This window comes from Pseudomonas sp. 37 R 15 (assembly GCF_900004865.1).
GTDB classification, from domain to species: domain Bacteria; phylum Pseudomonadota; class Gammaproteobacteria; order Pseudomonadales; family Pseudomonadaceae; genus Aquipseudomonas; species Aquipseudomonas fluorescens_AM.
The window spans coordinates 1-20,562 of the sequence record NZ_CVTV01000026.1; the positions used below are offsets into that span (position 1 = coordinate 1).

Here is a 20,562-nt window from a genome sequence, read left to right on the forward strand (position 1 = left end):
TGAACTGGTCAAGTAATCTTGGACACTGATTAAGGTTCACGCCGCCAACCTTTCCTTCACGACCGGCGACCGGTAGTCGTTGTAGCTATGAGGCCTGCTGATGTTGTAGCGCGAGACATAGCGCTGCACGTCTGCTCGGGCCTCATGTTCCAGTTTGTAGCCCGTTTCAGGCACCCACTCTGATTTCAAGCTGCCAAAGAAACGCTCCATCGGGGCGTTGTCCCAGCATTCGCCTTTACGGCTCATACTCTGCCTAAACCCCTGTTTCAGCAGCTCGTTTCGGAATTTATGACTGGTGTACTGACAACCTTGGTCAGAATGAAACAACACATCCTGGGGATGGCCGCGTAGCTCAACCGCCATGCGTAGCGCTTCGCAGGTCAGGTTGGCATCAGAAATCATCGAGAACGACCAGCCCACGATCCTGCGAGCGTACAAATCCAGAACGGCGGCGAAGTACATCCACCGCTTGCCGACCTTGATATATGTCACGTCGCCACACCACACCTGATTAACCGCCGTCACATCAAATTTTCGCTTGAGCACGTGCGGCGCCACCAAGGCCTCCACGCCCGGCGACCTGTACTTATGGCGCCTGCGCTGACGGCTGGCGATGCCAGCTTCGCGCATCAAACTGCGAGCCATATAACGCCCGATACGATGCCCTTTGGCTTGTAGCTCCTTGGACAACGTACGTGCACCGGCCGACTCTCTGGACGCCTTGTGGTGCCTGACCAGCGCGGCTTTGAGCTTATCCCTCTCAGGATTTGCTCTGCCTTGGCGCTGGCGCCAGGCGTAGAAGCTACTGCGGTTGACCCCAAACGCCTGGCAACACCTTTTAACGCCGTACTGCTCGTCCAGCTCATCGATCAACGTGAATGATCTTTGGCGTCCAAAAGCAGGAGAGCACTGGCCTTTTTTAGAATTTCGATATCCAGGTCTTTCTCTCTGAGCAGAGCTTTGAGCCTCTGGATTTCTCGTTGATCAGCAGTAATCGCCTTGGCCCCTACCGGGGTCGAGCCCAAGCGTTCTTTTTGCACTTGATCGACCCAGCGGCGCAGGGCTGTGGGGCCGATATCCAGGGTGGCACACACCTCGGTAACCGGCTGACCTTCATCCAACACCATGCTGGCAGCCTTGAGCTTGAACTCACTCGAATAAGATTTACGCATAACCAAACACCTCAGATTTGGGCGCTATCATAGCGCCCGATTGAAGTGTCCAAAATCATTAGGCCAGTTCAGCTTGCCCCCCGATGGCGGTGTGTCAGTCAACTTATGTGTAGCTGACCCACTGCAATCGGGGGCAAGCCCCCTCCCACATTTGGATTGTGTCAGGTCAGATGGTTCGTCAAGTATCGGAAGTATTCTTCGCGAATTTCTGGAATCTCATTGATCAAATGATGCCTGCCGCGCTTGAGCATCAACACCTCAGGCCGATCGAACTTGCCCTGCAGTACGCGCAGATTGTGCTGCCAATCCACCGTCATATCCTCCTCACCCTGCACGATCACTGGCCGCCGAGCGCTGCGTGGTGCGGCTTCGATGCGTTTGATCCAGCACGCCAGCGCCCCCACCCAGGCGGTGGGCAGTTGGCGCGGCTGCAATGGGTCGGCTTCGAGAAAAGGTCTGAATGCCGGGTCGTTGGAATTATCGCTGAAGCGTCGCGCGATGCCTTTGACGAACGGGCGCAGCAGGTAATAGCTGAGCTGCGACCAACCCCAGGCTCGCGGGCGTACCAGGGGCGAAAGTAGAAACGTCTTGCCCTGGGCCGGGCTTTGATCGCCATGGTTGAGCAGGTGGTCAACCACAATTGCGCCACCGGTGCTCTGCCCGAACAGGTGCCAGGGCTGCGGCAGTTGCAACGCCCCGGCCTCGGCGAACAAAGCCTGCACCACGTGCTGGTACACCGCAAAATCATCGATGCTGGCCCGTATGCCGCTGGACAAGCCATGACCTGGCAGGTCGCAGGCGATCACCACAAAGCCCTGTTCCAGCGCCCAGTCCACCGCATGGCGATAGAGCCCCATGTGGTCGTAGAAGCCGTGGAACATGAACATCGTCGCCACCGGCGCCGAAGGCCACCACACCTGCGCAACCACCTCGAACCCATCCACCTCCAGACGCCCCAGGCGGCTCACGGCCTCGCGGGCCGGCAGGTCCAACCCGTAGAACCGCTGGTACACCCGCGCCTCGGCTGACAGCGGCTGCGCATCCATCAGGGGCCGCAAGCTTTCGCGCAGATGATCAGGGTCAAAGGTGACGGGCATAAAGGCTTCCAGACTGACGGTGAAGATGAATATCGAGCTGCGATATTCATCTGTCAGGACAAGCATGGCAAGCTACGCGACCCGCGAGGATACCTCTGAATGCGACAACCCTACCGCACTGCCTTGTTCACCAGCCTGGTGCTGATTATCTGCGCCGGCGTGCTGTGGGCCGCGTATGACTGGTTCCAGGGCCGTTATCTGCGCGCCTTCAGCGAGCATACGGCGGTGTTTTCCGGCGATGCGCTGCAACTGCCCGCCGCACTCAGCGGCCCTGGGCCGATTCGCCTGGTGCACTTCTGGGACCCGGCCTGCCCGTGCAATGTCGGTAACCAGCAACACCTGGGTGAGCTGATCGAGCACTACGCGCCGCAAGGTGTCGAGTTCTACGCCCTGCAGAAAGCCGGCAGCCACGGCGCCCTGCCAGACAACCTGCGCCGGATGAAAACCCTCGACGCCCTGCCCGGCGCCGATCAGCTACCGGCCAGCCCGGCCGTAGGCATTTGGGACCGTACGGGCAAGCTGGCGTATTTCGGGCCGTACAGCGAAGGACTGACCTGCAATGCCGGCAACAGCTTTATCGAGCCGATCCTCAAGGCCCTGCAAGCCGGGCGCGAAATCAACGCCACGCACACCCTGGCGGTGGGCTGCTATTGTTCGTGGCCTGAGCAACCGTAGTCTGTCCATTCTGGGTAAGGAAAGTCGATGAAGCGTGTCTTGCAGGCTCTCGTGGTGCTGGTTGTGCTGGTTGCCCTCGGCGCCGGCGGGTACGTCTACAGCAAGCAACCCAGCCGCCAGGGCACGGGCACGCTGGCGCACCTGCAAGGCTCGGTCACCGTGCGCTACGACGACCGTGGCGTGCCGCATATCCGCGCCGAGAACGAGGCCGACCTGTACCGCGCGCTGGGCTATGTGCATGCCCAGGACCGGTTGTTCCAGATGGAAATCATGCGCCGCCTGGCCCGTGGCGAGCTGGCCGAAGTGCTGGGGCCCAAGCTGCTGGAGACCGACAAGCTGTTTCGCAGCCTGCGGATTCGCGAGCGCGCCCTGAGCTACGTCGAGCACATGAACCCTGACTCGGCCGCCTGGAAGGCCCTGCAAGCCTATCTGGACGGGATCAATCAATACCAGGCCAGCCACGCCAGCCCGATGGAGTTCGACGTGCTGGGCATTCCCAAGCGGCCCTTCACTGCCGAGGACTCCATCAGTGTCGCCGGGTATATGGCCTACAGCTTCGCCGCAGCCTTTCGTACCGAACCGGTGCTGACTTACGTGCGCGACCAGTTGGGCAGCGATTACCTCAAGGTGTTCGACCTGGACTGGCAACCCAAAGGCGCACTCAACCTGGCGGCCGGCGATTGGAAAACCCTCGGCGCCCTCGCCCGCCTGAGCGAGCAGGCCCTGGCCGACAACGGCTTGCCGCAGTTCGAAGGCAGTAACGCCTGGGCCATCAGCGGCAACCGTACCAAAAGCGGCAAACCGTTATTGGCCGGCGATCCGCATATTCGCTTTTCGGTGCCGTCGGTGTGGTACGAGGCGCAGCTGTCGGCGCCCGGCTTTGAGTTGTATGGCTATCACAACGCGCTGGTGCCGGTGGCATTCCTGGGACACAACCTGGATTTCGGCTGGAGCCTGACCATGTTCCAGAACGATGACCTCGACCTGATCGCCGAGAAGGTCAACCCGGTCAACCCCAATCAGGTCTGGTACCACGGCCAGTGGGTCGACATGAGCAGCAGCGAACAGCAAATCCAGGTCAAGGGCCAGGCCCCGGTCACGCTCGTCCTGCGCCGTTCGCCCCACGGCCCGATCGTCAATGACGTACTCGGTGAACACGCCGGCGCCACGCCGATTGCGATGTGGTGGGCGTTCCTCGACACAGAGAACCCGATCCTCGAAGGCTTCTACCAGCTCAACCGCGCCGATACCCTGGCCAAGGCACGCGCCGCGGCGGCCAAGGTAGCGGCGCCGGGCCTGAACATCGTGTGGGCCAATGCCAGGGGCGATATCGGCTGGTGGGCGGCGGCGCAGTTGCCGATACGCCCGGCCGGCGTCAACCCGGGGTTCATCCTCGACGGCAGTACCGCCCAGGCCGATAAATTGGGCTTCTACCCGTTCAGCGCCAACCCCCAGGAAGAGAACCCGGCGCGCGGCTATGTGGTCTCCGCCAATGCCCAGCCGGCATCACCCACCGGCATGGAAATCCCCGGCTATTACAACCTGGCCGACCGTGGCCAGCAGTTGAATGCGCAGTTGAGCGACAACCGCGTGAAATGGGATGTGAACAATAGCCAGGCCCTGCAACTGGGCACCACCACCGCCTTTGGCCCGCGACTGCTGGCGCCGCTGTTGCCGGTGTTGCGCGAGGTAGTCACAGACCCGGCGCAGGTGAAGCTGGTGGAACAACTGGCGAGCTGGAAAGGCGATTACCCGCTGGACTCCACCAGCGCCACCCTGTTCAACCAGTTGCTGTTCAACCTTGCCGATGCGACCTTCCACCCGAAACTGGGCGACGCCCTGTTCAAGACGCTGCTCGGCACCCGCGTGATCGACGCGGCCCTGCCACGGCTGGCCGCCATGCCGGATTCGCCCTGGTGGAATGGCACGCGGGCCGAGACCGTCAAGCTGGCCTGGGACAACAGCCTCGCGCATCTGAAAGCCACCTTCGGCGATGACCCGTCCCAGTGGCAGTGGGGCAAAGCGCACACCCTGACCCATGGCCATCCACTGGGCATGCAAAGGCCATTGGACAAACTCTTCAACGTTGGTCCCTTCGCCGCACCGGGCAGCCACGAAGTGCCGAACAACCAGACCGCCATGATCGGCCCGGCCCCCTGGCCGGTGACCTATGGCCCGTCGACCCGCCGCCTGATCGACTTCGCCGACCCGGCCCATGCCCTGACCATCAACCCGGTGGGGCAAAGCGGCGTACCGTTTGATGCGCACTACAGCGACCAGGCACCAACCTATATCGAAGGCGGGTACGAGCAGGCGCATTTCAGTGAGGAGGAGATCACGGCGAATACCCGTGGCACCTTGAAACTGTTGCCTGCCAGATAGCCGAGTATCACTGGGTCACTGGGTCAAAATGTGGGAGGGGGCTAGCCCCCTCCCACATTGACGGCAAAGTTGAGCCTGAACTGTTGCGGCGTCACGCCCAGCCGGCGGTTGAACACGCTACGCATGTGCTGGGCATCGCGAAACCCGCATTGATAGGCCACGGTCTTCAGCGGCGCGTGGGTGCTTTCGAGCATCACCCGCGCCGCGTCCACGCGCGCCCTCTCGACAAATTCCGCCGGCGTGATCCGCGCTTCACGGGCGAACACCCGGGAGAAATTGCGCGCGCTCATATTGGCCGCCCTGGCCAGGTCGGCAATGCTCAAATCCCCGGTCAGGTTCGCCAGCACGTACAACTGCACCAGCGCCACCGCCGAGGTGGCTTCGGCATGGGGCGTGAGGAACGGGCTGAACTGCGACTGGCCGCCCGAACGCTGGGTGAACACGACCAGGCGCTTGGCCACGCTCAATGCGACTTCCGGGCCATGGTCCTGGGCGAGCAGGTACAGCGACAGGTCGATCCCCGCCGTGACCCCGGCCGAGGTGTAGAGGTTGCCGTCCTGCACATACAAACGATCAGCCTCGACCTGGGCCGAGGGGCACAACCGGGCCAGGTCGGCGGCGTCGCCCCAATGGGTGGTGACGGTTTTACCGTCCAGCAGGCCGGCGCGGGCCAGCATGAAAGCGCAGTTGCAGATCGAGCCGAAGCGTTGTGCCCTGGCAGCGGCACCGCGCAGCCAGTCATCAAACCGGGGGCCGAAATCCTCGAAAGGCAGTTGCGGGCCGCCAGCTACCAGCAACAGGTCGTAGGGCTGCAGGGCTTCGCTGTAGTGCTTGTGCGCCTGCAAGGACAAACCGTTCGAACACGCCATAGTGCCGTGGCCGAGGCCAATGACTTCCAGGCGGTAGTGCTCTTCAGGCGCCAGGAAGCGGTTGGCCTCGCAGAACACATCCATCGGCCCGGTCACATCCAGTGACTGGACACCGGGGAAGATCAGGATGGCGACGGTTTTGCTCATGAGCGACACACCTTTTTCCAACTGCATAAACACGGATACCCTGTGGGAGGGGGCTTGCCCCCTCCCACATTTGAATTGTCGCAGGCCTAACCCTAGCCGATTTTGCCTTGGCACGATGTGGCAGCACATTGGCCGAGAATGCTCCTTCGTTGCGATAGCGCCATAGCGCTCGCGCAACCAGACTGGATACTTTCCAGAGGAGCACCACCATGAGCACCACCATCGCCGGTATCAGCATCCCCGACAGCGCCCTGGCCAGGGCCACCGCCGAGTACATCCGCGACATTGAGTCAGACCTGCTCTACCACCACTCGCGCCGGGTGTTCCTGTTCGGCGCCTTGAGCGGTGAGCGCAAGCAACTGGCCTACAACCCGGAGCTGCTGTACGTCGGCGCGATGTTCCACGACCTCGGCCTGGTGGAGGGCCATCGCAGCGACAATGAGCGTTTCGAAGTGGACGGCGCCAACGCGGCGGCCGCGTTTCTCAAGCCGTATGGGCTGAGCGACGACGATATCGAACAGGTGTGGTTGTCCATCGCCCTGCACACCACGCCGGGCGTGCCACAGCATTTGCGCCCCACCGTGGCGCTGGTGACTGCCGGGGTGGAGATGGACGTGCTGGGCATGGACTACGCCGCATTCAGCACCGTGCAGCGCGAAGCGGTGGTGCATGCGCATCCACGCGGTGAGGGGTTCAAGGAATGCATCATCTGCGCGTTCGCCGACGGCTTGCGCCATCGCCCGCAGACCACGTTTGGCAACGTGAAGACCGATGTGCTGGTGGATCAGGAGCCGGGGTTCAAGCCGATGAACTTTGTCGAGGTGATTCGCAAGTCGCCGTGGTCAGCTTAACCAGCCTGAAATGCAATCAAATGTGGGAGGGGGCTTGCCCCCGATAGCGGTGGATCAGTCAGCTAATCTTTGCCTGACACTCCGCCATCGGGGGCAAGCCCCCTCCCACATTGTCCCCCATCAGCTTTAGACCGGTGCCGGGGCGCGGCGCTTGTCCGGCTGCTGCCAGCCATCCGCTGCGGCTTCTTCGATGGCTTGCTGGATGGCCTTCTTGCGGTGTTCTTCGGCACGGCGGCTGAAGAACCACACCAGGAAGGTCACCAGCGACACCGCCAACAGGATCAGGCTGGCCACCGCGTTGATCTCAGGCTTGACCCCAAGGCGCACCGCCGAAAACACTTCCATCGGCAAGGTGGTCGAACCCGGGCCCGACACGAAGCTGGCCAGTACCAGGTCGTCCAGGGACAGCGCAAACGACATCATGCCGCCCGCCGCCAGCGATGGCGCGATCATCGGGATGGTGATCAGGAAGAACACCTTCCACGGCCGTGCACCCAGGTCCATCGCGGCCTCTTCGATCGACAGGTCCAGCTCACGCAGGCGCGCCGACACCACCACCGCCACATACGCCGCGCAAAACGTCGTGTGGGCGATCCAGATGGTGACAATGCCACGCTCCTGAGGCCAACCGATCATCTGCGCCATGGCCACGAACAGCAGCAACAGCGACAGGCCGGTAATCACTTCCGGCATCACCAACGGCGCCGTGACCAGGCCGCCGAACAGCGTGCGGCCCTTGAACTGGCTGATGCGCGTCAGCACGAACGCCGCCAGCGTACCCAGCGCGACTGCCGCCACTGCCGTGTAGCAGGCGATTTCCAGGGAACGCGCCACCGAGCCCATCAACTGGGTGTTATCCAGCAGGCCCACATACCACTTGATCGACCAGCCGCCCCACACCGTCACCAGCTTGGACTCGTTGAACGAGTAGATCACCAGGATCAGCATCGGCAGGTAGATGAACAACAACCCCACGACCAGCATGAAGCTGGAGAAACGAAAGCGTTTCATATCTTGCCCTCCAGCTCTTTGGCCTGGCTGCGATTGAACAGGATGATCGGCACGATCAGGATCGCCAGCATCACCACCGCCAGGGCGGACGCCACCGGCCAGTCACGGTTGTTGAAGAATTCCTGCCACAGCACTTTACCGATCATCAGGGTTTCCGGGCCGCCGAGCAGTTCAGGGATCACGAACTCGCCCACCACCGGGATAAACACCAGCATGCAGCCGGCGATGATGCCGTTCTTGGACAGCGGCACGGTGATTTTCCAGAAACTGTTGAAGGTGCTTGAGCCCAGGTCCGACGCCGCTTCCAGCAGGCTCTGGTCGTGTTTGACCAGGTTGGCATACAGCGGCAGGATCATGAACGGCAGGTAGGAATAGACCACGCCGATATACACCGCAATGTTGGTGTTGAGGATCTGCAGCGGTTCATTGATCAGCCCCATGGACATCAGGAAGCCGTTGAGCAAGCCGTTGTTGCTGAGGATGCCCATCCACGCATAGACGCGGATCAGGATCGCGGTCCAGGTCGGCATCATGATCAGCAACACCAGCACGGTTTGCATTTCCTTGCGCGCGGTGGCGATGGCGTAGGCCATCGGGTAGCCGATCAGCAGGCACAGCAGCGTGCTGAAAAACGCCATCTTCAGCGAGCCCAGGTACGCGGCGATGTAGAGCTCGTCGCCCGCCAGCAAGCTGTAGTTGGCCAGGTTCAGCACCACTTGCAGCTTCTGCTCAACGTAGGTGTAGATCTCGGTGTAGGGCGGGATCGCCACATCGGCTTCGGCGAAGCTGATTTTCAACACGATGAAAAACGGCAGTGCGAAAAACAGGAACAGCCAGAGGAAGGGAATCCCGATGACCACCTGCTTGCCATTGGGGATTATGCGATCCAAGCGCCGCTTGAATTTCTTCATGTTCATGAGCGCAGTACCACGCCGCTGTCGTCTTCCCACCACACGTACACCTGGTCACCCCAGGTGGGGCGCTGGCCACGGCGTTCGGCGTTGGCGACGAAGGACTGCACCAGCTTGCCGCTCGGCAGTTCCACGTAGAACACCGAGTGGCCGCCCAGGTAGGCGATGTCGTGCACCTTGCCGCTGGACCAGTTGTGCTCGCAGGTCGGCATGTCGGTGGTAACCAGCAGTTTTTCCGGGCGAATCGCGTAGGTCACCGACTTGTCTTCCACCGAGGTGGCGATGCCGTAGCCCACGTAAATGTCGCGGTCCAGGTCCGGGCACTTGAGCACGGCGTGGCCTTCGGCGTCGTCCACCACTTGGGTGTCGAAAATGTTGACGTTGCCGATGAACTCGCACACCAGGCGGCTGGTAGGCGTTTCGTAGATGTCGATCGGGCTGCCGATCTGGGCGATCCAGCCCAGGTGCATGATCGCGATGCGCTCGGCCATGGTCATGGCCTCTTCCTGGTCGTGGGTCACCATCACGCAGGTCACGCCGACGCGTTCGATGATCTCCACCAGCTCCAGCTGCATCTGCGAACGCAGCTTCTTGTCCAGCGCCCCCATCGGCTCATCGAGCAGCAGCAGTTTCGGACGCTTGGCCAGGGAGCGGGCCAACGCCACACGCTGGCGCTGGCCACCGGACAGCTGGTGCGGCTTGCGCTTGGCGTACTGGCTCATCTGCACCAGCTTGAGCATTTCGGCCACGCGGGCGTCAACCTCGGCCTTGGGGATCTTGTCCTGTTGCAGGCCGAAGGCGATGTTCTGCGCCACGGTCATGTGCGGGAACAACGCGTAGGACTGGAACATCATGTTGATCGGCCGCTCGTAGGGCGGCATGTCGGTGATGTCCACACCGTCGAGGTAGATGCGGCCTTCAGTCGGGCGTTCGAAGCCTGCCAGCATGCGCAGCAGGGTGGACTTGCCCGAACCCGAACCGCCGAGCAAGGCGAAGATCTCGCCTTTCTTGATTTCCAGGGACACATCGTCCACGGCAATCGTCTCGTCGAACTTCTTCGTGACCCGGTCGATTTTGACCAGCACCTTTTTCGGTGTCTGGTCGCCCTCGAGGGCTTTCTTGTAGGCGCCGGAGGCAACTGCCATTTACGAAACTCCCAACAAATTTGCAGTTCGCCCCAGGTGAGCGAACTTGGATAGTTTGAGCCTTACTTGCCCGTCTTGACCTTGGTCCAGCTACGGGTCATTAAACGTTGCACCTTCGGGGGCAGCTCGACGTTGACGAATGTCCGGTCGAGAACCGCCTGCGGTGGATAAACCGCTGCGTCGGTGCGTATCGATTGCTCCATCAGCGTGTCCGCCCCGGGGTTGGGGTTGGCGTAACCCACGTAATCACTGACCTGGGCGATCACCTCAGGTTGCAGCAAATAGTTGATGAAAGCGTGGGCTTCCTTGACGTTGGCGGCGTCCTTGGGAATCGCCAGCACGTCGAACCACAGGTTGCCGCCTTCCTTGGGAATCGCGTAGGCGATGTTCACGCCTTTGCCCGCCTCGGCCGCGCGGGCCTTGGCCTGGAACACATCGCCGGAAAAACCGGCAGCCACGCAGATATTGCCGTTGGCCAGGTCCGAGATGTATTTGGAGGAATGGAAGTAGGTCACGTAGGGGCGTACTTTCAGCAGTTTTTCTTCGGCCTTCTTGTAGTCGGCCGGGTTGGTGCTGTTCGGGTCCAGGCCCATGTAGTTGAGGACTGCGGGCAGCATTTCATCCGCCGAATCCATGAATGAAACACCGCAGGTGGCGAGCTTCTTCATGTTTTCTGGTTCGAACAGCATGGCCCAGGAGTCGATCTTGTCGACGCCCAGCACCTCCTTCACTTTGTCGACGTTGTAACCGATGCCGTTGGTGCCCCACAGGTACGGCACGGCGTACGCATTGCCCGGATCGTTTTTCTCAAGGCGCTTGAGCAGCGCCGGGTCGAGGTTGGCGTAGTGGGTCAGCAATGACTTGTCGAGCTTCTGGAACGCCCCGGCCTTGATCTGCTTGCCCAGGAAGTGGTTGGACGGCACCACCACGTCGTAGCCGGTGCGCCCGGCCAGCAGCTTGCCTTCCAGGGTTTCGTTGGAATCGAACACGTCATACACAGGCTTGATGCCGGTGGCCTTTTCGAAATTGGCCAGGGTGTCGGGGCCGATGTAGTCCGACCAGTTATAAACATGCACCGTCGGTGCGGCCTGCACGCTGACAGCCAGCGTGATACCTGCACCCACCAGCAAGGCTTTGCGAAATAAAGAAATTGGCAAGTGGAGGTCCTCTTAAATAGTTGGGCCCAAAGTTGTTGCCCGGCAACAAACCGGCGCGCAACTTACCCTCGATAAACCGATCCGGCAAAAACTTTCTGTCATTTATTTGTGGGAGGGGGCTTGCCCCCGATGGCGGTGTGTCAGCCTGCGCATGTGTTTCTGATACAGCGCCATCGGGGGCAAGCCCCCTCCCACAGGTTTTAAGGCTTATTTGCCCGATTTGATCTTGGTCCAGCTGCGGGTCATTTCACGCTGGGTTGCAGCCGGCAGGTCGGCGATGGCGTAGAGCTTGGCCTGCACGTCTGCCGACGGGTAGATGCCCGGGTCGCTGGTGATGTCTTTGTCGACCAGTGCGGTGGCTTTCTCGTTACCGTTCGGGAAACGCACGCTGTTGGTGATCGAAGCCATCACTTCTGGCTTGAGCAGGTAATTCATGAAGGCGTAGGCGGCCTCGACGTTTTCAGCATCTTTCGGGATGGCGACCATGTCGAAGAAGCTGCCGGCACCTTCTTTCGGAATGTCGTAGGCCACCTTGACCTTGCCACCGGCTTCAGCCGCACGGGACTTGGCCTGCTGGATGTCACCCGAGTAACCCACGGCCACGCAGATGTTGCCGTTGGCCAGGTCCGAGATGTACTTGGACGAGTGGAAGTAGCCAATCGAAGGACGGATTTTCAGGAACAGGTCTTCGGCTTGCTTGAGGTCGGCTTTCTTCTGGGTGTCGGTCGGCAGGCCCAGGTAATGCAGCGCGATCGGCAGCATTTCGGTCGGCGAATCAAGGAAGCTCACGCCGCAGCTTTTCAGCTTGGCGATGTTTTCCGGCTTCATCAGCACATCCCACGACTCGATCTTGTCCACGCCCAGCGCGGCCTTGACCTTCTCCGGGTTGTAGCCGATACCGATCGAGCCCCACATGTACGGGAAAGCGTGCTTGTTGTCCGGGTCGCTGACCGACACGGCCTTGAGCAGGGATTTGTTCAGGTTGCTGTACTCAGGCAGCTTGGACGTGTCCAGCTCCTGGTACACACCGGCCTTGATCTGCTTGGCGAGGAAGTTGTTCGACGGTACGACGATGTCATAGCCGGACTTGCCTGCCAGCAACTTGGCTTCCAGGGTCTCGTTGCTGTCGAACACGTCGTACACCACCTTGATGCCCGACTCTTTTTCGAAGTTGGCGATGGTGTCCGGTGCGATGTAGTCGGACCAGTTGTAGACGTGCAGCACTTTATTGTCTGCCTGGGCCGCGCCCGCCATTGCGCCCATCAGGGACAAGGCGAGGAGGGTCTTGCCAGCGTTTTTCAAACCTAATGCCTTCATTGGGTGATGCTCCGATTTTTTCTTTTTTGGGCCGCACGTTGTAAATGTTTCGGGCCCAGCCAAAGGGCAACAAAACAGGACGACAGTCTGGCAAGTTCGGGGGCCAGCTTTCAACCGGCCCCCACATTTATCTACTCAGTCCTGCAATGCTGCCAATGTCAGGTCCAGGCACTGTCGGGCCTTGGTCACCAGCTCGTCGATTTCAGCCTTGCTGATCACCAACGGCGGCGAAATGATCATGGTATCGCCCACGGCGCGCATGATCAGGCCGTTCTCGAAGCAGAAGGTTCGGCAAATCATGCCGGCGCCCTTCCCTTCATGACGCTTGCGCGTGGCCTTGTCCTGCACCAGCTCGATTGCACCGAGCATGCCCACGCCGCGCACTTCACCCACCAGTGGATGGTCCGCCAGCTCCCGCAGACGTTTCTGCAAATACGGTGCCGTTTCCTCATGTACGCGGCTGACGATTTTTTCATCGCGCAGGATGCGGATGTTTTCCAGGGCCACCGCCGCCGCCACCGGGTGCCCGGAGTAGGTGAAACCGTGGTTGAAATCGCCGCCTTGGTTGAGCACGTCCACCACGTCGTCGCGCACGATCAGGCCACCCATCGGCACGTAGCCGGAAGTCAGGCCCTTGGCGATGGTCATCATGTGTGGCTTGAGGTCGTAGAAATCGCTGCCGAACCACTGGCCGGTACGGCCAAAGCCGCAGATCACTTCGTCGGCGACAAACAGAATGTCGTACTTGGCGAGGATGTCCTTGATGCGCGGCCAGTAGCTGTCAGGCGGCACGATCACGCCACCGGCGCCCTGGATCGGCTCGGCAATAAAGGCACCGACGTTGTCCACGCCCAGTTCCAGAATCTTCTCTTCCAACTGGTTGGCGGCCCAGATTCCGAATTCCTCAGGGCTCATGTCGCCGCCTTCGCCAAACCAGTACGGCTGGGCGATGTGGGTGATGCCCGGGATCGGCAGGTCGCCCTGTTCATGCATGTAGGTCATGCCGCCCAGGCTGGCGCCGGCCACGGTGGAGCCGTGGTAGCCATTCTTGCGGCTGATGATGGTTTTCTTGTTCGGTTGGCCTTTGATCGCCCAGTAGTGGCGGACCATGCGCAACATGGTGTCGTTGCCTTCGGAGCCGGAACCGGTGAAGAACACATGGTTCATGCCGGCCGGTGCGACTTCGGAAATGACTTTGGCCAGTTCGAGTACCGGCGGGTGAGCAGTCTGGAAGAACAGGTTGTAGTACGGCAGTTCTTTCATCTGTTTGGCGGCGGCGTCAGCCAGTTCATCGCGACCGTAGCCGATCGCCACGCACCACAGGCCGGCCATACCGTCGAGGATCTTGTTGCCTTCGCTGTCCCACAGGTAAACGCCGTGGGCTTTGGTGATGATCCTTGGGCCTTTCTCTTTCAATTGCTTGAAGTCGCTGAACGGCGCGAGGTGGTGATCATTGCTCAAAGCTTGCCATTCACGGGTTTGCGGGTTGTTGCTGGACATACCGATCTCCTAGACTTTTCGGTGAAGGGCGCGCCGTGTGCACGACGCGCCCGGCGCATCAGACGGCAAAGAGCAGGAATTCCCGCTCCCACGAACTGATCACGCGCTTGAAGTTTTCATGCTCGGCCCGCTTGACTGCGACGTAGCCTGTGATGAATTTCTGCCCCAGGTATTTCTCGATGGTCTTGCTGTTTTCCATGCGTTCCAGCGCGTCCTCGATGGTCAACGGCAGGCGCAGGTTGCGCCGCTCGTAACCACGGCCCACCACAGGTGCGCTCGGGTTATGGCCTTCGACCATGCCGATGTAGCCACACAGTAAACTGGCGGCAATGGCCAGGTACGGGTTGGCGTCGGCGCCCGGCAAGCGGTTTTCCACACGGCGGTTCTGCGGCCCGGCATCCGGCACGCGCAGGCCCACGGTGCGGTTCTCTTCACCCCATTCCACGTTTACCGGCGCCGAGGTGTCGGGCAGGAAGCGGCGGAATGAATTCACGTTGGGGGCGAATAAAGGCAGCAATTCGGGGATGAATTTCTGCAGGCCGCCAATATGGTTGAGGAACAGCTGGCTCATGCTCCCGTCTTCGTTGGAGAAGACGTTCTTGCCGGTGGCGATGTCGATGATGCTCTGGTGCAGGTGCATCGCGCTGCCGGGCTCGCCGGTCATGGGCTTGGCCATGAAGGTGGCGGCCACGTTGTGCTTGAGCGCCGCTTCACGCATGGTGCGCTTGAACACCAGGATCTGGTCGGCCAGGGACAGCGCGTCGCCGTGACGGAAGTTGATTTCCATCTGTGCGGTGCCGTCTTCGTGGATCAACGTGTCGAGGTCCAGCTCCTGCAATTCACACCAGTCGTAGACGTCTTCGAACAGCGGGTCGAATTCGTTGGCGGCTTCTATAGAGAAGGACTGGCGCCCCGTCTCCGGGCGACCGGAACGGCCAATCGGCGGTTGCAGCGGGAAGTCCGGGTCTTCGCAGCGCTTGGTCAGGTAGAACTCCATCTCCGGTGCCACGATGGGCTGCCAGCCGCGGTCGGCGTAGAGCTTGAGGACTTTCTTGAGTACGTTGCGCGGCGACAGCTCGATCGGGTTGCCTTGCTTGTCGTAGGTGTCGTGGATCACCTGGGCGGTCGGCTCGATGGCCCAGGGCACCAGGAATACCGCGTTCTGGTCGGGGCGGCAGATCATGTCGATGTCGGCCGGGTCGAGCAATTCGTAATAGATGTCATCTTCGACATAGTCGCCGGTCACGGTCTGCAACAGAACGCTTTCGGGCAGGCGCATGCCTTTTTCGGCGATGAACTTGTTGGTCGGCGAGATCTTGCCCCGGGTGATGCCGGTGAGGTCGCCAATCATGCATTCGACTTCTGTGATCTTGTGGTCTTTCAACCAATCGGTGAGCTGGTCGAGGTTGTTACTCATAAATGCCTCTGGGCTGGGTTTCCTGGCATCCGTTAAAGGCCAGGCGTTGGTTGACGCAGCATCCGCGTCGTTTGTTCACTCAGGGTAGGAGCTTACCTGCCATTTGCCCAAGGGTTGCATTCCTCACGCCAAACTTGTGCACAATTATGATCGGCACGGCGAATGAGGGCCGGTCAGCGGTGCAGGAGTGGGCAAAGAAGAGATCGGACGGGCCGTCAAGAATATTGGCCGCTGCGTGAGCATTCACGCGGGACGAACGGACTGCGGACAACGCCTGGCTGATGCAGGCGCAGACGCCGATTGGCGGCAGGTGAAACATGAAGCACCCCGGTATTATTGCTGTTATGGGTTTGAATCGAGCTTAGCCTTGTTCATTTTTTTACACAACACCCCCGTAAAAAATACAACACGGCCCGCTCAAGCCTGCCGATCCCAAGCCCACGAAACCCAAAAAACCGCCCCGAAAAGCCCCAAAAAAGGCGCCGTGGCGCTTTTTTAGGGCAAAAAAGGCCTCGCTTGACTTCGGCATGCCGTTCGGGTTGACTGAAACCAGAAAAGATCAATGATTGATATTTTTAACAACAAAGGTGTTGCATCATGTCGGTACCCCCGCGTGCCGTTCAGCTTAACGAAGCGAACGCGTTCCTTAAGGATCATCCTGAGGTTCTGTACGTAGACCTTCTAATTGCGGATATGAATGGTGTGGTGCGCGGTAAGCGCATCGAACGCACCAGCCTCCACAAGGTTTACGAGAAAGGCATTAACCTGCCTGCCTCTTTATTTGCCCTGGATATCAATGGCTCGACGGTGGAAAGCACCGGCCTGGGCCTGGACATCGGCGATGCTGACCGAATCTGTTATCCAATCCCCGACACCCTGTGCAATGAACCCTGGCAAAAGCGCCCTACTGCGCAACTGCTGATGACCATGCACGAACTGGAAGGTGAACCCTTCTTCGCCGATCCACGCGAAGTCCTGCGCCAAGTCGTGAGCAAGTTCGACGACATGGGCCTGACCATCTGCGCCGCCTTCGAGCTTGAGTTCTACCTGATCGACCAGGAGAACGTGAACGGCCGCCCTCAACCGCCGCGCTCGCCGATCTCCGGCAAACGCCCGCATTCGACACAGGTCTACCTGATCGACGACCTCGACGAATACGTCGACTGCCTCCAGGACATTCTGGAAGGTGCCAAGGAGCAAGGCATCCCGGCCGACGCCATCGTCAAGGAAAGTGCCCCGGCGCAGTTCGAAGTGAACCTGCACCACGTCGCCGACCCGATCAAGGCCTGCGACTACGCGGTCCTGCTCAAGCGCCTGATCAAGAACATCGCCTACGACCATGAGATGGACACCACCTTCATGGCCAAGCCTTACCCAGGCCAGGCAGGCAACGGTTTGCACGTGCACATCTCCATTCTGGACAAGGACGGCAAGAACATTTTTGCCAGCGAGGATCCCGAGCAGAACGCCGCATTGCGTCACGCGATCGGCGGTGTGCTCGAGACCCTGCCCGCCCAGATGGCGTTCCTGTGCCCCAACGTCAACTCCTACCGCCGTTTCGGTGCACAGTTCTACGTGCCGAACTCGCCGTGCTGGGGCCTGGACAACCGCACCGTGGCGATTCGCGTACCGACCGGCTCGTCCGATGCGGTGCGCATCGAACACCGTGTGGCCGGCGCCGACGCCAACCCTTACCTGCTGATGGCTTCGGTATTGGCCGGTGTGCACCACGGTCTGACCAACAAGATCGAACCCGGCGCTCCCGTGGAAGGCAACAGCTACGAGCAGAACGAACAGAGCCTGCCGAACAACCTGCGCGATGCCCTGCGCGAGTTGGACGACAGCGAGGTGATGGCCAAGTACATCGATCCTAAATACATCGATATTTTCGTCGCCTGTAAGGAAAGCGAGCTGGAGGAGTTCGAACACTCCATCTCCGACCTTGAGTACAACTGGTATCTGCATACCGTGTAAGCGGTTGCAGTATTGAAGAAACGCCACAGGCTTCAGGGTCTGTGGCGTTTTTTTATGGGGTTGTCCAGGGAGTCCGAGTCGGCCTCATCGGGGGCAAGCCCCCTCCCACAGTTAGATCTGTGAATACCTTCAAGTGTGGGAGGGGCGGTGCGACGATTCGACTTGCCCCCGATGGCGGTCTGGCAGACAACGAAGATTCCTGCTCATACAATGCCCGCTGCCTTGTAGGAGACTTCCATGACAACCCGCCCCGCCGCCCTTCGCAAACCCCGCGCCCGCAGTCAGGCCCGGATCGACGCGATCCTGGACGCCGCCCGCGCCTTGCTGGCAGCCGAAGGCGTGGCCGGCTTGTCGATCTACAGCGTGGCCGAACGGGCGCAGATCCCGCCATCGTCGGTGTACCACTTTTTCGCCAGCGTGCCGGCCCTGCTGGAGGCGTTGACGGCCGATGTGCACGCGGCCTTTCGCGCGGCCATCCAGGCGCCCATCGAACACGACTCGCTCAAGACCTGGCGCGACCTGTCCTGCATCGTCGAGCAGCGCATGCTTGCCATCTACAGCCACGACGCCGCCGCGCGCCAGTTGATCCTGGCCCAGCATGGGTTGACTGAAGTGACCCAGGCGGATCGTCAGCATGACCTGGAACTGGGCGATTTGATGTTGGCGGTATTCAACCGCCACTTCGACGTGCCGACGCTACCGAGCGATGTGGATGTGTTCGCCCTGGCGCTTGAATTGAGCGACCGCGTGTATGCGCGTTCGGTGCATCAGCACGGGCTGATTACGCCGCGCATGGCGCAGGAAGGTATGCGGGTGTTTGATGCGTATGTGGGGCTTTATCTGCCGGCTTATCTGCCCAAGCGCTGAGTCTTGTGTTGGCTGGGCCGGCCTCATCGGGGGCAAGTCGAATCGTCGCACCGCCCCTCCCACACGTTGAATGCATTCACAGATCTAAATGTGGGAGGGGCGGTGCGACGATTCGACTTGCCCCCGATGACGACCTCAAGAGCGATGTACATTACAGCTTGGCAATCGACACCTCAGTCGATTTCACAAAGGCAATCACTTCACTGCCAATCACCAGCTCCAGCTCTTTCACCGAGCGCGTGGTGATCACAGACGTGACAATGCCCGAGGCCGTCTGCACGTCGATCTCCGACAACACGTCGCCGACCACGATTTCCTTGATGGTGCCTTTGAACTGGTTACGCACGTTGATGGCTTTAATAGTCATATGATTTCTCCTCGAGTGGAAATTAGCTGCAAGTTGCAAGCTACAAGCTGCAAGTAAAAGCACCGGGCTCCTTCTTGCAGCTTGAAGCTAAAAACTTGCCGCTGCTTCTATTGCGCCCAACGCAATTGCGTCGGCAGCGGTGAAACAGGTTCGGGCTCCGGCGGTGAGCCGGGCAGCGACAGCACGCGGTTGAGCACTTCGGCCTCCAGCGCAGCCAGGCGATGTGAGCCACGGGCGCGCGGTCGAGGCAGATCGACGCTCAAGTCGAGGCCGATTTCGCCGTCTTCGATCAGGATCACCCGGTCGGCAATCGCCACGGCTTCACTGACGTCATGGGTGACCAGCAGCACGGTAAAACCGTGTTTTTGCCAGAGGTTCTCGATCAGTTGCTGCATCTCGATACGGGTCAGGGCATCCAGCGCGCCCAGTGGTTCGTCGAGCAGCAGCAGACGCGGCTGGTGAATCAAGGCGCGCGCCAAGGCAACACGTTGCTTCTGGCCACCGGACAAGGCCGCCGGCCATTCATTGGCGCGCTCGGCCAGGCCCACGGCTTCCAGCGCCTCCAACGCCCTGGGACGCCAGTTGCCCTGGAGGCCCAGGCCGACGTTGTCGATGATCTTTTTCCACGGCAGCAGGCGCGCTTCCTGGAACATCAGCCGCGTGTCTTCGATCGCCTCGTGCAGCGGCGCGGAACCCGCCAGCAGTTCGCCGCCACTGGCTTTGTCCAGGCCCGCCAGCAGGCGCAGCAAGGTACTTTTGCCACAGCCGCTGCGGCCGACCACAGCCACGAACTGGCCGGCAGGGATATGCAGATCGATTTCCTTGAGCACTTGGCGAGTGCCAAAGGACTTGCGCAACTTGCGCACCGCCAGGGGAATACCCTTGAGCAGGCGCGGGGGTTGTTGAGCCGTCATGCCGCACCTCCTTTCACTTGATACGCCGGGTGCCAGCGCAGCCATACCCGTTCCAGGCCACGCGCCGCCAGGTCGGCCAGCTTGCCGAGGATCGCGTACATCACGATCGCCAGCACCACCACGTCGGTTTGCAGGAATTCGCGGGCATTCATCGCCAGGTAACCGATGCCGGAACTGGCCGAGATGGTTTCCGCCACGATCAACGTCAACCACATGAAGCCCAGGGCAAAGCGCACGCCCACCAGGATCGACGGCAACGCGCCCGGCAGGATCACTTGCCAGAACAGGCTGAAGCCGGACAAACCGTAGCTGCGCGACATTTCAACCAGCGCCGGATCGACGTTGCGGATGCCGTGGTAGGTATTCAGGTAGATCGGAAACAACGTGCCCAGGGCCACCAGGAAAATCTTCGCGGTCTCGTCAATCCCGAACCACAGGATCACCAATGGAATCAGCGCCAGGTGCGGCACGTTGCGGATCATCTGCACCGAGCTGTCGAGCAAACGTTCGCCCCACTTCGACAGCCCGGTGATAAAGCCCAGGGCCAGGCCGATGCTGCCACCGATCACGAAGCCCAGGCCCGCGCGCCAGCCGCTGATAGCCAAGTGCGTCCAGATTTCGCCGCTGCGGATCAGGTTGACGCCGGCCTCGATGACCGCACTGGGCGCCGGCAGAATACGCGTGGACAACCACCCTGCCGTCACCGACAACTGCCACACCGCCAGCAATAGAATCGGCAGCACCCAGGGCGCCACGCGATGGCTGAGTTTCTCAACGTTCATGGCGCCG

Annotated in this window: 19 protein-coding genes; 5 read left to right on the forward strand and 14 right to left on the reverse strand. The window is 60.7% G+C overall.

From position 1 onward, the window contains the following. Positions 1-36: 36 nt before the first annotated feature. From BFQ04_RS08350 to BFQ04_RS08360, 3 genes are all read right to left on the reverse strand, one after another. Positions 37-873, reverse strand: coding sequence for an IS3 family transposase (locus BFQ04_RS08350; protein ID WP_065949523.1), 837 nt, complete (start codon positions 871-873; stop codon positions 37-39). Next, positions 870-1,172 (reverse strand): transposase, encoded by a 303-nt coding sequence (locus tag BFQ04_RS30370; RefSeq protein ID WP_065949522.1) that lies wholly within the window; start codon positions 1,170-1,172, stop codon positions 870-872. The genes BFQ04_RS08350 and BFQ04_RS30370 overlap by 4 nt, the downstream gene beginning before the upstream one ends. A 161-nt stretch (positions 1,173-1,333) precedes the next feature. Beyond that, the gene (locus BFQ04_RS08360) at positions 1,334-2,269 is read right to left on the reverse strand and encodes an alpha/beta hydrolase (RefSeq protein ID WP_065950410.1); all 936 of its coding nucleotides are present in this window, start codon (positions 2,267-2,269) and stop codon (positions 1,334-1,336) included. A gap of 99 nt (positions 2,270-2,368) precedes the next feature. Here BFQ04_RS08360 and BFQ04_RS08365 point away from each other — a divergent pair, with 99 nt between their 5' ends. Both BFQ04_RS08365 and BFQ04_RS08370 read left to right on the forward strand, forming a co-directional pair. After that, positions 2,369-2,944 (forward strand): DUF6436 domain-containing protein, encoded by a 576-nt coding sequence (locus BFQ04_RS08365; RefSeq protein WP_065950411.1) that lies wholly within the window; start codon positions 2,369-2,371, stop codon positions 2,942-2,944. Between the two features lie 27 nt (positions 2,945-2,971). Next, positions 2,972-5,326, forward strand: coding sequence for a penicillin acylase family protein (locus BFQ04_RS08370; protein WP_065950412.1), 2,355 nt, complete (start codon positions 2,972-2,974; stop codon positions 5,324-5,326). Between the two features lie 41 nt (positions 5,327-5,367). On the opposite strand, the gene BFQ04_RS08375 is transcribed toward BFQ04_RS08370, so the two are convergent. Beyond that, positions 5,368-6,342, reverse strand: coding sequence for a GlxA family transcriptional regulator (locus BFQ04_RS08375; RefSeq protein WP_065950467.1), 975 nt, complete (start codon positions 6,340-6,342; stop codon positions 5,368-5,370). A gap of 209 nt (positions 6,343-6,551) precedes the next feature. Here BFQ04_RS08375 and BFQ04_RS08380 point away from each other — a divergent pair, with 209 nt between their 5' ends. Continuing rightward, positions 6,552-7,193: an HD domain-containing protein gene (locus BFQ04_RS08380; protein WP_065950413.1), complete on the forward strand. Its 642-nt coding sequence runs from the start codon at positions 6,552-6,554 to the stop codon at positions 7,191-7,193. A gap of 126 nt (positions 7,194-7,319) precedes the next feature. On the opposite strand, the gene BFQ04_RS08385 is transcribed toward BFQ04_RS08380, so the two are convergent. The 7 genes from BFQ04_RS08385 to BFQ04_RS08415 all read right to left on the reverse strand — a co-directional run bounded on the left by BFQ04_RS08385 (position 7,320) and on the right by BFQ04_RS08415 (position 15,651). Further along, positions 7,320-8,204, reverse strand: a complete 885-nt coding sequence (locus tag BFQ04_RS08385; protein WP_057723417.1) for an ABC transporter permease subunit — start codon at positions 8,202-8,204, stop codon at positions 7,320-7,322. Further along, positions 8,201-9,121 (reverse strand): ABC transporter permease subunit, encoded by a 921-nt coding sequence (locus BFQ04_RS08390; protein ID WP_065887049.1) that lies wholly within the window; start codon positions 9,119-9,121, stop codon positions 8,201-8,203. Before BFQ04_RS08390 ends, BFQ04_RS08385 begins: the two co-directional genes overlap by 4 nt. After that, positions 9,118-10,260 (reverse strand): ABC transporter ATP-binding protein, encoded by a 1,143-nt coding sequence (locus tag BFQ04_RS08395; RefSeq protein WP_065950414.1) that lies wholly within the window; start codon positions 10,258-10,260, stop codon positions 9,118-9,120. Before BFQ04_RS08395 ends, BFQ04_RS08390 begins: the two co-directional genes overlap by 4 nt. A gap of 62 nt (positions 10,261-10,322) precedes the next feature. After that, positions 10,323-11,417 carry a polyamine ABC transporter substrate-binding protein gene (locus BFQ04_RS08400; protein ID WP_065950415.1) on the reverse strand — a complete coding sequence of 365 codons (1,095 nt, stop codon included), beginning with the start codon at positions 11,415-11,417 and terminating at the stop codon, positions 10,323-10,325. 207 nt (positions 11,418-11,624) lie between these two features. Continuing rightward, a complete protein-coding gene (locus tag BFQ04_RS08405; RefSeq protein WP_065950468.1) occupies positions 11,625-12,719 on the reverse strand; it encodes a polyamine ABC transporter substrate-binding protein in 1,095 nt (364 codons plus the stop codon). A gap of 150 nt (positions 12,720-12,869) precedes the next feature. After that, complete coding sequence (locus BFQ04_RS08410; RefSeq protein ID WP_065950416.1) at positions 12,870-14,234, reverse strand: aspartate aminotransferase family protein; 1,365 nt, start codon at positions 14,232-14,234, stop codon at positions 12,870-12,872. 58 nt (positions 14,235-14,292) lie between these two features. Further along, positions 14,293-15,651 (reverse strand): glutamine synthetase family protein, encoded by a 1,359-nt coding sequence (locus tag BFQ04_RS08415; protein WP_057723413.1) that lies wholly within the window; start codon positions 15,649-15,651, stop codon positions 14,293-14,295. A gap of 597 nt (positions 15,652-16,248) precedes the next feature. On the opposite strand from BFQ04_RS08415, the gene BFQ04_RS08420 reads away from it, so the two are divergent. Both BFQ04_RS08420 and BFQ04_RS08425 read left to right on the forward strand, forming a co-directional pair. After that, positions 16,249-17,625: a glutamine synthetase family protein gene (locus BFQ04_RS08420; RefSeq protein WP_003176781.1), complete on the forward strand. Its 1,377-nt coding sequence runs from the start codon at positions 16,249-16,251 to the stop codon at positions 17,623-17,625. Between the two features lie 237 nt (positions 17,626-17,862). Beyond that, positions 17,863-18,492 carry a TetR/AcrR family transcriptional regulator gene (locus BFQ04_RS08425; RefSeq protein ID WP_065950417.1) on the forward strand — a complete coding sequence of 210 codons (630 nt, stop codon included), beginning with the start codon at positions 17,863-17,865 and terminating at the stop codon, positions 18,490-18,492. Between the two features lie 151 nt (positions 18,493-18,643). Here BFQ04_RS08425 and BFQ04_RS08430 read toward each other — a convergent pair whose 3' ends face one another. From BFQ04_RS08430 to ssuC, 3 genes are all read right to left on the reverse strand, one after another. After that, positions 18,644-18,859, reverse strand: a complete 216-nt coding sequence (locus BFQ04_RS08430) for a TOBE domain-containing protein (protein ID WP_003176783.1) — start codon at positions 18,857-18,859, stop codon at positions 18,644-18,646. Between the two features lie 107 nt (positions 18,860-18,966). Further along, on the reverse strand, positions 18,967-19,773 hold the full coding sequence (gene ssuB, locus BFQ04_RS08435; protein ID WP_065950418.1) for an aliphatic sulfonates ABC transporter ATP-binding protein: 807 nt from the start codon (positions 19,771-19,773) through the stop codon (positions 18,967-18,969). Further along, positions 19,770-20,555 (reverse strand): aliphatic sulfonate ABC transporter permease SsuC, encoded by a 786-nt coding sequence (gene ssuC, locus BFQ04_RS08440; RefSeq protein ID WP_065950419.1) that lies wholly within the window; start codon positions 20,553-20,555, stop codon positions 19,770-19,772. The genes ssuB and ssuC overlap by 4 nt, the downstream gene beginning before the upstream one ends. Positions 20,556-20,562: the final 7 nt, after the last annotated feature.